At 48.7% G+C, this 13,768-nt stretch carries 14 protein-coding genes; 10 read left to right on the forward strand and 4 right to left on the reverse strand.

The genetic code is table 11. The annotated features are described in order from the left end of the window. Nucleotides 1–263: hypothetical protein (locus LN893_RS19230; protein ID WP_229972918.1), on the forward strand; the 263-nt coding region annotated here is incomplete at its 5' end. 192 nt (nucleotides 264–455) lie between these two features. On the opposite strand, the gene LN893_RS19235 is transcribed toward LN893_RS19230, so the two are convergent. Continuing rightward, nucleotides 456–1,319 carry a helix-turn-helix domain-containing protein gene (locus tag LN893_RS19235; RefSeq protein WP_229972919.1) on the reverse strand — a complete coding sequence of 288 codons (864 nt, stop codon included), beginning with the start codon at nucleotides 1,317–1,319 and terminating at the stop codon, nucleotides 456–458. Nucleotides 1,320–1,648: 329 nt separating this feature from the next. Between LN893_RS19235 and hxlB the strand changes: the two genes are divergently transcribed. The 9 genes from hxlB to LN893_RS19280 all read left to right on the forward strand — a co-directional run bounded on the left by hxlB (nucleotide 1,649) and on the right by LN893_RS19280 (nucleotide 9,237). Further along, entirely contained in the window at nucleotides 1,649–2,242 is a 594-nt protein-coding gene (gene hxlB, locus LN893_RS19240) for a 6-phospho-3-hexuloisomerase (RefSeq protein WP_229972920.1), read from the forward strand. Then, a complete protein-coding gene (gene hxlA / locus LN893_RS19245; RefSeq protein ID WP_229972921.1) occupies nucleotides 2,226–2,915 on the forward strand; it encodes a 3-hexulose-6-phosphate synthase in 690 nt (229 codons plus the stop codon). Before hxlB ends, hxlA begins: the two co-directional genes overlap by 17 nt. A 717-nt stretch (nucleotides 2,916–3,632) precedes the next feature. Continuing rightward, on the forward strand, nucleotides 3,633–3,923 hold the full coding sequence (locus LN893_RS19250) for a hypothetical protein (RefSeq protein WP_229972922.1): 291 nt from the start codon (nucleotides 3,633–3,635) through the stop codon (nucleotides 3,921–3,923). 327 nt (nucleotides 3,924–4,250) lie between these two features. Next, the gene (locus LN893_RS19255) at nucleotides 4,251–4,820 is read left to right on the forward strand and encodes a Crp/Fnr family transcriptional regulator (RefSeq protein ID WP_229972923.1); all 570 of its coding nucleotides are present in this window, start codon (nucleotides 4,251–4,253) and stop codon (nucleotides 4,818–4,820) included. 364 nt (nucleotides 4,821–5,184) lie between these two features. Continuing rightward, the gene (locus tag LN893_RS19260) at nucleotides 5,185–5,760 is read left to right on the forward strand and encodes a YeeE/YedE family protein (RefSeq protein ID WP_229972925.1); all 576 of its coding nucleotides are present in this window, start codon (nucleotides 5,185–5,187) and stop codon (nucleotides 5,758–5,760) included. A gap of 12 nt (nucleotides 5,761–5,772) precedes the next feature. Next, on the forward strand, nucleotides 5,773–6,186 hold the full coding sequence (locus LN893_RS19265) for a DUF6691 family protein (protein WP_229972926.1): 414 nt from the start codon (nucleotides 5,773–5,775) through the stop codon (nucleotides 6,184–6,186). Nucleotides 6,187–6,409: 223 nt separating this feature from the next. Continuing rightward, entirely contained in the window at nucleotides 6,410–7,258 is an 849-nt protein-coding gene (locus LN893_RS19270) for a sulfite exporter TauE/SafE family protein (protein ID WP_439651229.1), read from the forward strand. Between the two features lie 72 nt (nucleotides 7,259–7,330). After that, nucleotides 7,331–7,960 (forward strand): TlpA family protein disulfide reductase, encoded by a 630-nt coding sequence (locus LN893_RS19275; protein ID WP_229972930.1) that lies wholly within the window; start codon nucleotides 7,331–7,333, stop codon nucleotides 7,958–7,960. Between the two features lie 638 nt (nucleotides 7,961–8,598). Then, complete coding sequence (locus LN893_RS19280; RefSeq protein ID WP_229972932.1) at nucleotides 8,599–9,237, forward strand: DUF2911 domain-containing protein; 639 nt, start codon at nucleotides 8,599–8,601, stop codon at nucleotides 9,235–9,237. 137 nt (nucleotides 9,238–9,374) lie between these two features. Here LN893_RS19280 and LN893_RS19285 read toward each other — a convergent pair whose 3' ends face one another. From LN893_RS19285 to LN893_RS19295, 3 genes are all read right to left on the reverse strand, one after another. Further along, nucleotides 9,375–9,548, reverse strand: a complete 174-nt coding sequence (locus LN893_RS19285; RefSeq protein WP_229972934.1) for a DUF305 domain-containing protein — start codon at nucleotides 9,546–9,548, stop codon at nucleotides 9,375–9,377. Nucleotides 9,549–9,917: 369 nt separating this feature from the next. Then, a complete protein-coding gene (locus LN893_RS19290) occupies nucleotides 9,918–11,258 on the reverse strand; it encodes a TonB-dependent receptor (RefSeq protein ID WP_229972936.1) in 1,341 nt (446 codons plus the stop codon). A gap of 94 nt (nucleotides 11,259–11,352) precedes the next feature. Further along, on the reverse strand, nucleotides 11,353–13,476 hold the full coding sequence (locus tag LN893_RS19295; protein WP_229972938.1) for a copper-translocating P-type ATPase: 2,124 nt from the start codon (nucleotides 13,474–13,476) through the stop codon (nucleotides 11,353–11,355). Nucleotides 13,477–13,768: the final 292 nt, after the last annotated feature.

Below are 13,768 nucleotides of genomic sequence, written 5' to 3' on the forward strand. Positions count from 1 at the left end.
CACCCCCTGCCCCGAAAGGAGCAGGGGGTGTTCGCGTTTTAGAACAGCAGGGTAATGCTACCTTTTACAAATTGCGCCAGTGCTTTGAACGGTTGGAGGTAAAAGAGCTAAAGTGGTTGAGGAGCGAGGAGGAGAATGTCCGCCTTAAGAAAAGTATTGCTGAACTCTCGCTTGTACATTATGTCTTGAGGTTCAAAAGTATACTTACCATACTCTTACAGGATAAGAATATGATATTAGAAGCGCAACACTTGAATACATAGAAACCATCAGTGATATTGTAGCAAATATTTCTCTGAAATGAAGCGGCTTCCATAATATAGATTTCAAAACGACTACATGTTTTTCCCAATCACTTTTGAATAGTAGTTAAAGATAAGTTCAAGAGCTTGCATGTTGGTTATCTACAGAACTGCGACAGTCAATTATATTTCAACTGAGTACGTTCGCCTGCTTCATATCAATGTGTTTGCCTTCAGCGCAATGTGGTTGTGAACCTCCTTTTTGAAATTTTCTGGCGTTTGGGATGTGTGCTGCTTGAAAAACCGACTAAAGTAAGGGTACTCCTTAAACTCAAGCAGGTATGCTATCTCTTTAAGCGTGTGGTCACTATGAATAATCTGCCTTTTTGCCTCTAGGATAACCCTGTCATGAATCAACTGCTGCCCCGTCTTTTTTAAATTTTCCTTTAGTATTTGATTTAAGCGCTTAGAGCTGATGCCTATTTTTTTGGCATAAAAGTCTGTGTTCCTGGTGTGCAGATAATTCTCCTCCAACAGCAGCATAAATTCATACACTCTTTTCTGATTTACATCCTGCGAAGTAAATTCATGCTCTTTGATTCTGATGATATTCAGGAGAAACGCTTTCAGCAAAGACTGAATAATTAGTAGGCTAAAGTTTTCTTTTTGATACTCGTCTTCCATCAGGTCATAGACCTTGCAGAGCTGATCAGACAACTCCTTGCTCACCTTCAGGAAAGAGTACTCTCCCTGGAAATTAAATATCTTAAATACATCAAGCGAAAACTCTTTAGCGTCCTCATCCAATAAGTCCCGCTTAAAGGACAACAACACCCCTTTTTTTCCTGCCTTGTTTAATTGATGGACGCGGTAGGGGGGGAGTAAGTAAATCCAGTGTCCTTTTTCTGGTTTATCTTCATCTTTTATGGCATGTAAGGGATATTCATTTTTTAGCCAAACCACTTCGAAGAACTCCTTTCTGCTAGGGTCATTCAAATAGCTTGGAGGGCAGTTGGCAAGGTTTCTTATATAGATAAGCGAGTTTTTGAGCTCAGCCGTTACTCTTTCTTCTGTCATTTATTTCTACTTATCAGTCTCCGTTTATTTATACCTTTTAGGTAAATACAGGCTTCAGAAGAATACCAATCAGGCACCTCATCTACGAAAAAAATGTATGATGATGCAAAAGTACGGTTTCAGACTGTAAATACAGGCTTCTGTATGAATTCTGATGAGTTACCTCTACTACAGTTTCTAAATTGTCCAACACATTGCGCTGATTGTATAACATTAGCCCTGCTAGCATGACCTACCTTTGCAACAGCTTAAAGGAAGAGACTAATAGCGAAAATTACATACATAATTAATCGCTGTAAGATGATTTCTATACTTAACACTACCACGAAATGGACGATACGATGCAGACAAACGGCAAGGACTTAGCAGCTTCTCTTCAAGCCAATGTGGCGCTTATACTAGAAGAAAACCGTAAGTTGGCTGATAAAATTCAATATAGCGAAGTAGCGAAGATCATCCCCCATATTCAAAGTGCCGAGCGAATTTTCTTAGTGGGTGCTGGACGATCAGGATTAGCCTTACACTCGGCTGCCATGCGCCTCATGCACCTGGGGTTATCTGTTTTTGTGGTTGGAGAAACTACAACGCCAGCCATTAGGGAGGGAGATTTACTTTTGGCAGCTTCTGGATCTGGTACCACAAGCTCTATTGTAAAAGCAGCAGAAAAAGCGGTTTCGGCTGGTGCCAAAGTGGTGGCACTGTCAACTACAGCAACTTCGCCCTTAGCAACACTGGCAGCGCATGTCGCAGTAGTTCCAGCTGCACAGAAGCAGGACCATGGCACTGCTGTATCAGAACAATACGCAGGCAGTTTGTTTGAGCAGGCCATCCTGCTTCTGACAGATGCTATTTTCCAAACCCTGTGGGGATTAGACAAAACACCTGCCGAAGAACTCTGGAAACGGCATGCAAACTTGGAATAAACATCTTAACAAAAAAATATTACTTAAACCGACTATAACCATGGCAAAATTACAAGTAGCAATAGACTTATTAACGACAGCTGAAGCATTGGCGCTTGCCGAAAAAGTAGCTCCGTACATTGATATCATTGAACTGGGAACTCCTTTGATCAAGAGCGAAGGCTTGGCAGTTATTACTGCGATGAAAAATGCTTTCCCTGACAAAATTGTTTTCGCAGATTTTAAAACAGCAGATGCTGGTGCTCTTGAAGCTGAAATGGCTTTCAAGGCTGGCGCAGATTTGGTTACAGTTTTGGCAACAACTGGTAATGCAACCATCGAAGGAGCTGTTAAAGCTGCCAAGCAATTTGGCAAAGGAGTGGTTGTTGACACCATTGGAGAGGCTGACCGTGTGAAGCGTGCTCAGGAAGTAACAGCACTTGGTGTTGAATTTGTTGAGCTGCACGCAGGTCTTGACGAACAGGCACAATCAGGTTATTCTATTCAAGTTCTGATTGATGAGGCAGCTCGTGTTGGCGTACCTGTATCTATTGCAGGAGGCGTAAATATAAACAACATTGCAGCTGTAAAGCAAGCGGGTGTTAAAGTTGCTGTTGCCGGTGCATCACTTTACAGCGCCGCTGATCCGGCAGCAGCTGCCAAAGCACTTCGCGAAGCGCTTGATGCAGCTTAACAACGAAGATTACTTGCAGAATATTCAATAACAAAAAAGGGCTGCTCCACCATTAGTGGAGCAGCCCTTTTTTGTAGAAGTATGACGTTATGGAGATTTTGTTCTTGTGGAGTGCATAGGCTCTCGTCCTATCGTTGATAGAGCGTTTGACGAGATTTCTCATCTTTCGCCTACTAGGGCAGGACCCAGGAGAAGAACTGAATCGCATTAGCTAGCTATTATCACTAACGCAGCTTCTGCAAATGAGCTGCGTTGTAATTTTTGGGAATGAAGATAACCTCGGCGCCTAACATTTTTTTTCATTAGACGCGTTACATGATATTATGAAAGTCTAAGTTTATGTAGAGCGATTTGAAGCTCCAGATAGTGTGCAAGGTGCATGAAAAAAGCCACTCAGCATTAACTGAGAGGCTTTCACCGGCTATGCCAGGTTGTCCGTGCCCGCAGGCGAACACATGGACTTTGGGGTTGAGGCAATGCACTAGTTTCAGGTGGGAAACGGGGCCATAACAGCGCAGACACGGCGTACTTCCCTGACCAGCAAGGCTGGCTGGTGCTACCCTGAATTATAGGAAAAGCAGCTGGCGTCTGTCCCTTAATTATCTGCATACAGGCGGCAGCGGGCGGTTCATTTTTCCAAGGGAATGGGAGCGGGAGCAGTTCTTCGCGACGCTTCCAAAAGGCCGCCTGGAAGGTACTAGGACAGCTGATTTGCTGGTGCTGAAAGGAAGAAATAAATGGACACCGAGCCTCTATTCTGAACTTTCTACTGCCAGGGCCTGGTTGCCTGGAATCGGTGACTATGCACACAACAAGTACGGCAGCGTGTCCTACTGGAGTGCAGTGTTTGACCTGAACTACAGGCCTTCTTACCGGCCGCTGCAGGGCCTCGTGTTTCGGCTATTGTACGTGGCAAAAGTATCACCGGGGGAGGATGTGCCTGTAAACAAGATGTTCTACAGCACGAACTACCAACAAGTAAACTTCGTGACGCAGGTTTCCTTCTAAAGCAGCGGGTCAGCAGCGTGTTCTTTCTCTGCCTGTGTGACAAAAGTCACAGACAGGTTCCGATTAAAGAGCCATCTTTGTTGGCTACGCCGGTTCTGGAGTAAGGGCTAAAAAATAGTCTCTGCCTGCTTTTTATCGTTAAAAGAAAAGAACTGCAATTTTCTGGCGCTTTTGCAAAGTGATAATCTGGCACACATGCCCACATTGGCTATTCTGGAAGGCTGAAAACATTCGAATCCATTAGGCTAGGGCTTTTAGCAGTCACTTTATAATGGGTTAAGAGAACTGGGGAGTAGTAAACAAAATATCTGACTAAGATTCATTTGCATGAGTATTGAACTTCCACTTATCACAGATCCTATTTTGCTTGAAGAGATAGAAAAGAACGGCAAAATCCATGAGTTTGAGCCTGGGCAGTATATCAAGATGGTACCCATCATCCTCGAGGGGTCCGTTAAAGTGATGCGGACCGATGAGGAAGGGCATGAGTTGTTGCTCTACTACATCGAGGGAGGGGACACCTGTGCTGTTTCCCTGACCTGTTGTAGTACGTCAAGCCCAAGCGATATCAAGGCAGTGGCGGAGGAAAGAACAAGAGTATTGGGAGTTCCTGTCCGGAAGCATGAGGAGTGGGCGAATAAGTTTCGCCAGTGGAAGGACTTTGTCGCGATGACCTACCAAAAGCGGTTTCAGGAGATGCTGAGGGCCATTGATGACGTTGCCTTCAGGAAAATGGACGAGCGCCTGCTCAAGTACCTGGTTACAAAATCAAAGCAGCTGAAGACATTCGTGCTTTCTATCACGCACCAGGAAATTGCAAGTGAACTGGGGACGTCCTGGGAAGTTATCTCCAGGCTGCTCAAGCAACTGGAAAAAAGAAAGCTGGTGGAGCTGTAAAGAAACAAAATCTATGTGCGGGATGATTTGGAAAGATTTCTGGATGAGCCGCTCTCCTAGCGGCTGTTCAGCGATTGATTCTGTTTATTGAACCTACTGTAAACCGAATCTTACCCCCTCTCACAATAATCAATCAAGTAAGTATTTTCCAAGTGAAACATGTAATGCATACATGGTGCTACAGCATGCACTATATAACTGGAAAAACACAGGACAGCAAGTGCATCTGAAGTGATTCTGCCTCACCTCATAACATTTTTTTCTGTGATAAATGTCACTGTAACCAGCAGGAAGGTATTGTACTTTTGTATTATCATTTTAGCTGCCTGATTAAATAAGATAGGTAATTAACTACTATAATAAAATGGAACAACTGATTGAATGGCTGAGTCAGCCGTGGCCGTGGAATGTAGCCGGCCCTTTGATTACACTAACCATGCTGCTGTTGCTGTTTGTCGGTAAAAGCTTTGGTGTGTCCGACACCTTACGAACAACCTGTGCCATCGGAGGCGCAAGTAGGGTAAGCGACTTTTTTGATTTTGACTGGAGAAAACAAACCTGGAACATTGTTTTTGTACTCGGTGCCGTGCTAGGGGGATTCATCGCTTCCACCTGGCTTCAACAGCCGGAGCCTATCCCGCTTGCTCAGGACACCGTTTTGAAACTACAGGAACTGGGAATCAACAATGCCGGGGAAGATTATTTGCCTGTGGAAATCTTTAGCTGGGAAAGCCTGCTCACCCTGCGCGGATTTGTGGTGCTGGTGCTTGGCGGGTTTTTGGTTGGTTTCGGAGCACGCTATGCAGGAGGTTGCACCTCGGGGCATGCCATCAGTGGCCTGAGCAATTTGCAGCTTCCTTCCCTGATTGCCGTTATCGGCTTTTTTATCGGAGGCTTGGTAATGACCTATTTTTTGCTTCCGGTTATCCTGACACTTTAATTTTAGAAGAAGATGAAATATTTAACTTACCTATCCATCGGCACTTTGTTTGGGATAATCATGACGAAATCCCAGGCCATTTCGTGGTACAGAATCTATGAGATGTTCCGTTTCGATTCTTTTCACATGTACGGTATTATCGGGTCTGCTGTAACACTGGGCGTGATCAGCGTGTACCTTATCAAGAAGTTTAAGCTAAGAACTTCAGCAGGCGATCCTATTGCCTTCACGCCAAAAAACAAGAGTATTCCGCGCTACCTCTACGGTGGTATCATCTTCGGGCTTGGCTGGGCCCTGACGGGAGCCTGTCCGGGGCCGATGTACACGTTAATCGGAGGAGGGTTCAGCGTTATACTAGTGGTGCTTTTCAGCGCCATCTTAGGCACCCTCGCCTATGGCATGTTACGGAAAAGGCTTCCCCACTAGGGAAGCCTTTTTTTTGTCCACTCACTTCAATTCTCCTGCTACACACATGTGGCAGTGGTGGGTAGCAGCAGAACGCATCAAACAGCCTCATCCATTTCTTTTGATAGAGGGCAATCAGCCTGAATCCTGCTTTTAAACGCAAGCTTGCCCGACTCTTCTGTGATAAGAGTCACTGTAAGGGGTGTTCCACTACTGTACTTTTGTACATATCAGGTACATAAAAATTACAAAGATGGAAATACTCGGATACTTCGCGGCACTGGTCATTGGTCTTTCACTTGGGCTGATCGGAGGTGGCGGCTCTATACTCACAGTGCCTGTGCTTGTTTACCTCATTGGCCTGAACCCTGTTATCTCAACGGCATACTCCTTGTTTATAGTCGGGCTTACCAGCCTGGTGGGCAGCTATAAATTCTACAGAAAGGGTCTGGTGAGTCTGAGAACGGCAGTTGTGTTCGGGCTTCCCTCCATTGTGGCGGTCTATACGACCCGCCGCTACATCGTGCCGGCCATTCCGGAAAATCTCTTCACTGTGGGTGAGTTGGTTATTACAAAAGGAGTGCTGCTGATGCTGCTCTTTGCAAGTCTGATGGTTTTTGCCTCTATCAGTATGATCAAAAAGAAAAAGGACAGCGGATTGATGGAAGAGAATGCCAACGATGTGACGAATGAGAACTCGGACACGCCACATCAGGAGCCAAAGTTCAACTACGGTGGTATTTTGGCAGAAGGCGCCGTAGTGGGCACGCTTACAGGTTTAGTGGGCGCCGGTGGAGGATTTCTTATCATACCGGCACTAGTACTTTTCAGTAAACTCGACATGAAGCTTGCTGTAGGCACCTCGCTGCTTATCATTGCCGTTAAATCGCAGTTCGGCTTTGTGGGCGATGTTTTCAACTACGAGATTGACTGGATTTTCCTGGCTATCTTCTCAGCTATTTCGATTGTTGGTATTTTCATAGGCTCTTTTCTGTCAACCAAAGTGCCTGCCGATAAGCTGAAGACTTCCTTCGGATGGTTTGTGCTCCTGATGGGGGTGTATATCCTGGTCAAGGAGCTTTTCTTCGCATAATCCTTAGCGTGACATATGTTACTGACCAGGTCTCAATATACTGTGACCTTTGTAGGGTAATCAAGTTTAAAAATGAACAAGCAAAAACTTTCAATCAAGAATATACCAGGCTGGGCAGTCATGCTCGTGCTTTTCGGTTTTCTCTACCTTACAGGCCTGCACACCGAGGCCATTGGGCAGTTGCAAAGGCTGTTACTGGCTACCGGCATAAAAAAGGCAGATGTTCCTGAACCTGTGTTAAGTCCTACCGATGCAGCAGGGCCCAGTCCAGGCGAAGCAGCAACAGTGGTTGGCGAAGGTTTCAAAATGGTTGGCCTGGACGGCAGCATCGTGCCCTTCGAGAGCCTGAAAGGCAAAGTCGTTTTTCTCAACATCTGGGCCACCTGGTGCCCGCCCTGCTTAGCAGAAATGCCCAACATCCAAAGCCTATACGAAAAAATGGGTTCGGACAAGGTAGCTTTCGTTATGCTCTCCGTGGATGAGGGGGGCATGGACAAAGTGAAGAAGTTTATCCAAAAGAAGAAATACACCTTCCCCGTGTATATGCCAGCCAGCCAGTTTCCGCAGGAGTTTTACAGCCCCTCTATTCCGACCACTTTCATTATCTCCCCTGAAGGAAAGATTGTGACCGAGCATGAAGGAATGGCGGAGTACGATACCGAAGAGGTGCGGGCCTTTTTGAAAAGCATGGTCAGAAACTAAGCTTCTGTCTAGTCCTGATATAGGTTTACAGCAATCGTCCCACAAAAGGGCCATTTTCCCGCTACAGGTTTTGAAGGTCAACCCAGGTGTTGCTCCTGCTTGCCCATGCTGACTGTTTTCGCGAAAGTGGAGGGTTAAATGAGAAGAGTTGGGTGGGGTGGTAACATTTGAGTAAACGCTGGCTGGGGTTGAAAAATAGTAACTGGGAAATTATGCTTTCAAAGTAGCGGAACTCGATAACTGATAAGCACTCCAATACCCCACCCAGCTTATATTTACTTTTGTGTGCGCCCAGTATGGCGCGAGTTATATTCTGGAATGAATCTACTCAGATTATCCAGAGGGTGCAAGTCACTTACTACCGCATCCTGCGCTGTTGCATGCTTTAGAAGCCTGTGTGTTGGATCCAGTAGCCTGACTGACCTGGCTATGGAAAGTTTAGGCTGGCTGTTGTGAAAACAATGAGATTTATAAAAGTTATAGAAACCCCGGCTGTCATTATGTGTTTGCCGAGTTTTTATTTTTAGAAGTAGTGCCTGCTCTCTAGCTAAATTCAGTAGCTTTGGACACCTTTGCATGTGCTCGAAAGGCATTTTGCTTATTTTTGGTCGCTTATGTCTCACCCTTTTCTAATTAACATGCACTCCCATAAGTTGTTAGCATTCATTGCACTTATTCTGTCAGGAACATTTTCTTATTGTTCACAGCCAAGCCAGGAACAGGCCACACCTTTTACAAGTGTTCAGCACATTAGCCACAGTCCTGTTAAGGGAGAAGGACCACAGGAAATTCAGGCCCAACCCCAACCAGATACCCTAAAGGGAAGCTTAAAGGCCGAAGCACATGGGCAAATCGGGAATGCCCATCTGATGCTTACGTATCACTCGCCCGCTGTACGCGGAAGGATGATCTGGGGAGGGCTGGTAGCCTATGACCAGGTGTGGGTGACAGGCGCTCACTCTGCCACCAGCCTGTCAACCGATAAAGACATCATGGTAGAAGGCGAATCATTGCCTACAGGAAAGTACGCTCTGTTCACCATCCCGGGAAAGGATGAATGGACAGTTATCATAAACAAGAACTGGGAGCAGCACCTAGCAGATGACTACGCAGCGTCAGATGACGTGCTGCGCATAAAAGTGATTCCGCAGGCGGCAGATCAGCACCAGGAACGCCTTCGCTACGAGATCCTTTCTGAGAAGGAGAACGAAGGCGCCATCGTCATCAGCTGGGAGAACCTGAAGGTAGCAGTTCCGGTTGCTGCAACTGATAAGTAAGTTTTATTACCGCTTTCCATAAGTAAATGAACCGTGCCGCCAGTGAATGAGATCGCTGGCGGCACGGCTAGTTAAGGGGCATGTTAACAGCACGCCTATTGTGGCACACTCGCAATGTTGCCGCGCTTATTCCTTGGTTACTTATCCATTCTGCTTAGGATGGCTTTCATTTCGGCAACCTCCTTCTTCTGGGACTCTATTGTTTCCAATGCCAGCTTTTGCACTTCTGGGTCCTTTAGGTTAGATGACTCACTAACCAGAATGGCTGAGGAATGGTGCGGGATCATGGACAGCATGAAATGCTTGCTCATTGTCCACAAAATCCTGGCTTCTGAACAGATGGAAGCACCCTCCATCGCTGCAATTAACCGTTGAGCCTCTTGTCTTTGATACAGGTGGACATAAACATTAACATCACAAGGGCCATGGGCCCGACTATGAGCAACGCCATGTAAAGCCAGTTCAGGTTCAGGCACACGTGATCAAATCGGTCTATATTCAGGGACATGACACCATACATGATCACAGATGACACACTGAGCATAAGCAGGAACTTCCTATAGTTCCCTTTTTCCATATGTATCTTGTTTGGCTTTAGACGTTCAACTGTCTTATGTTTGACAGGCTGATCAAGCTGTGAAAAATATCTCTATGGGACTAGGGTTTAGTCAAGCTGGGTTTCATCTGGGAACCATTACAGTAGGGAAGATACGCAGGTAAACCTGAGCGCTTACAGGCAGAGAGCCGTAGTAAGGGTGCAGTTCACTTGCCCCCCTGAACACACTCAACTGGGCTCCAAGGGAAGTATTCACTGTGCCGAACTCAAACAGTTGCCTGTTGGCTCCCACCGTCAGAGCGTTAACCCCAAAGAGTGCGTCATGGTCAAAAGCATCATCATCAAAGCCCAATTCGCCTGCTGACTTCTGAACAAACTCATAGCGGCCGTAAACAGCGAACCGATCGCTTTGCAGCGTAGACTCCAGCAGTACGGAATGCTCCTTGTGGTCCTGGTCTACAAAGTTGTAGCCCCAGTTAAGCGTGGTGGTTAGGAAGCGGTTATCGCCGGACAGCTCTTTCCCGTACAGCACCGAGGCCGTGGAACGGTACACGTCCTCGTCCGGCTCCCCAGACTCTGGGCTCCTTACGTAGGCGGTGGATGCCTGCAGGCTCCACCGCGTGGTGGGGTTGAAGGTAAACCTCACCGCCCGTGAGTCGAAACGGGGCTTATCAAAGTCATAGCGCTCCTCGTCCGGCTCACGGCCTGTAAAGGATGATCCTTCCAGCTTGAAGTTGCGGTACCTGAAACCGAGCGTGGCCACTCCAAAGGTAATGTGAGTGGCATCCTGCCAGTGGTGCCCCAGCGGGGAATCTGGATTGTTGAGTGCTGAAGGCCGGTGCATGAAGGCCACATTGCTTAGGGCCGGCTCACCGGGGTAGCCCAGGTACAGAAACACATCAGCTTCCTCAGAAAGCATGTGCGTGTACCCTATGGACAGTTCGCTGAACAGGTCGTGCGGGTGCTGCCGGTCGATGAGGGGGCTCCCCTGGTAGGTCTCGCCTGTCTGGAAAAGCAGGGGGTAGCCACGCCCGCCCACCGTGAGCGGGTCCAGGGAAACCATGGCACTGAATCGGAACAAGCCTCTTTCCCCTACAAACCGCTGGCCCATCAGCATCAGCCAGTTGGGCGCGTCAAACTGGCTGTCGCCGCGGCTGCCGCTTTCAAACACGTCCTGCCTGTTGTAGCGCAGAAACAGGTTATAGTGCAGCATGAACATCCAGCTGTTGCTGTGGTACATGTTGCCGTACATCGGCGACTCGTCTGGTAACCAGCCGGAGCCAGAGGCGTTGCGGGTCATGGGCAGGTTGCGGGAGAAGGCGTGCGACATGGGCATCTGCATATCCATGTCCCCGTGCTGCATGCCCAGCTGCGTTTGATGCTGGCTGCGTTGCTTTGTAGTGTCCTGCTTTTGCTGATGCTGTTCGTGCTGACCTAAGGCGGGCGTTATGCAAGCCAGGGACAAAACCAGAACACATAATGGTAAGGTGGTTTTCATAGTTGCGTCATATTTGTTGTTAATCTTGTTCCTTGATAGCTTTCGGTTACAATAACTTCAGCTATTTTATCTGCCTTCGCAGCAGCTGGGCATTGACGGCCACTATGACAGTGCTCAGGCTCATGAGCGCGGCCCCTATGGCCGGAGACACCATAATGCCTTGCTGATAAAGCACACCGGCTGCCAGTGGCAGGGCCACCACGTTGTATCCTGTCGCCCAGATCAGGTTCTGGATCATTTTCCGGTAAGTAGCCTTTCCGAACAGGATCAGGGAAGCGATGTCCTGCGGATTGCTGTTAACCAGGATGATGTCGGCTGTCTCGGCGGCCACATCCGTTCCGGAACCCACCGCAATCCCCACGTCTGCCTGCGCCAGGGCAGGGGCATCGTTCACGCCGTCACCCGTCATGGCCACAAACTCTCCCTGCGCCTGCAGTTCCTTTACCTTCTCCTGTTTCTGGTGGGGCAGCACATTGGCCAGGTAACCGTCCATGCCCAGTTTATCGCTCACGCTCTTGGCCACGCGCTCATTGTCGCCGGTCAGCAGCAGGTTCTTGATGCCGTTTTCCTTCAGCACCTTTATCGCCCCTGCAGACTCCGGGCGTATCTGGTCGCGCATGGAAATGTAGCCGGCCACCCGCTGGTCCACCATTATGTACACCACTGTTTCCACGCCTTCTTCTGCCTTGCTTTCCGGCACCCTTATACCGTACTCCTTGATGTAGTTTGGGCCGACCACTTTGATGTCCCTGCCTTCTACCGTGCCTTCCAACCCCTTGCCCGGCAGGTAATGGAAGGTCTCGGATGCGGGGATGGCAATGCCGTCTGCTTTAACTTTGCGTAATATACCCTGTGAGATATAGTGCTCCGAGTTCTGCTCCACGCCAGCCGCCAGCCGCAGCAGCTCCTGCTCGCTGTAGGCTGGGTCGAAGGTCACCACCCGGGCCACCTCATGGGAGCCCTGGGTAAGGGTACCGGTCTTGTCGAAGATAATGGTGGTGATCAGGCGGGAGTTCTCAAAGGCGGTGCGGTTGCGTATCAGCAGCCCGTTATTGGCGGAGACTGCCGTGGAGATAGCCACCACGAGCGGAATGGCCAGTCCCAGAGCATGTGGGCAGGAAATCACCATGACGGTCACCATGCGCTCCAGGGCAAAGGCTAGTTCAGCTCCTACCAGTAACCATACTGTCAACGTACCAAAGCCTGCCACCAGTGCCACATACGTAAGCCACTTGGCGGCCTTGTCGGCTAGTCGCTGCGTGTCAGATTTCGTCTTTTGGGCCTCCTGCACCAGAGTAATGACCTTGTTCAGGTAGCTGTCTTTCCCGGTGCTCACCACGCGCACCTGCAGGGAGCCGTTGCCGTTGATGGATCCCCCGATTACATTGTCCCCTTTCCTCTTCTGCACCGGTTTGCTCTCACCGGTCAGCATGCTTTCGTTCAGGTAGCTTTCGCCCTGCTCCACCACACCGTCTGCGGGTACTTTCTCCCCCGGCTTTATCAGGATGATGTCTCCAGGCTGCAGCTCCTCCACTTTTACCGTACTCGTCTGCCCGTCCCTGATCACCTGCGCCTCGGCTGGCATCATACTCACCAGAAGTTCCAATGCCTTGGATGCGCCCAGCACTGACTTCATCTCGATCCAATGGCCGAGCAGCATGATCACGATCAGGGTGGCCAGTTCCCAGAAGAAATCCATGCCCTCCAGCCCGAAAGCAACAGCGGTGCTGTACAGGTAAGCCACTGAGATGGCCACACCGATCAGCGTCATCATGCCTGGCACCCCTCTTTTTACTTCTTCCGCCATCCCTGTCAGGAAAGGCCAGCCACCGTGAAAATAAATGATACTGGAAATCACAAAAGCTATGTACATGCCATAGGGCACATCCAAGGTGAACCCCAGGATATGCTGCACCATCGGGCTCAGGATGATAACAGGGACAGAGAGCACCAGCGATACCCAAAAGCGCTTTTTGAAGTCTTCGATCATCATGCGGTGATGGTCATGTCCCGCTTCGCCGTGCCCACTGTGGCCATTATGCGGCGGGTGATGACGCGTGTCGCTCTGCATGGCTTCGCCGTGGCCGTGCAGGGTTTTTTCTTCCAGGCGCTCTTCTGTGCGGCCTGCTTTTTTTGCGGCTTCTTCCTTAGCGTGATGCCGGTGATCTCCGTGTTTTTCTTTCATAGTGAACGCTGCTAATCATTATAGAGAAGGCAAACTATACTGTTACTTGGGAACAGTACGACCTTCTTTGGTTCCGATTGTACCCAGATGCCCCGACTGACAGTGAGACGGCCAAAGGTGCTGCAGGTTACCGTGGCAGGTTAAGCAGCTGTATGAGCTGGGCAGCGGAAGTTCCGTCGGGAAAGCATCTCTACTATGCGATGGTAAGAAAAGCCCCTGAGAGCGCTGGCAGGCTTAAGCAACTACAGCCTCAACAGCAAAGAGGGTCGGTGAAGAACTGTATCTCCACCAA

Origin of the sequence: Pontibacter harenae, assembly GCF_020907245.1 — a bacterium.
GTDB classification, from domain to species: domain Bacteria; phylum Bacteroidota; class Bacteroidia; order Cytophagales; family Hymenobacteraceae; genus Pontibacter; species Pontibacter harenae.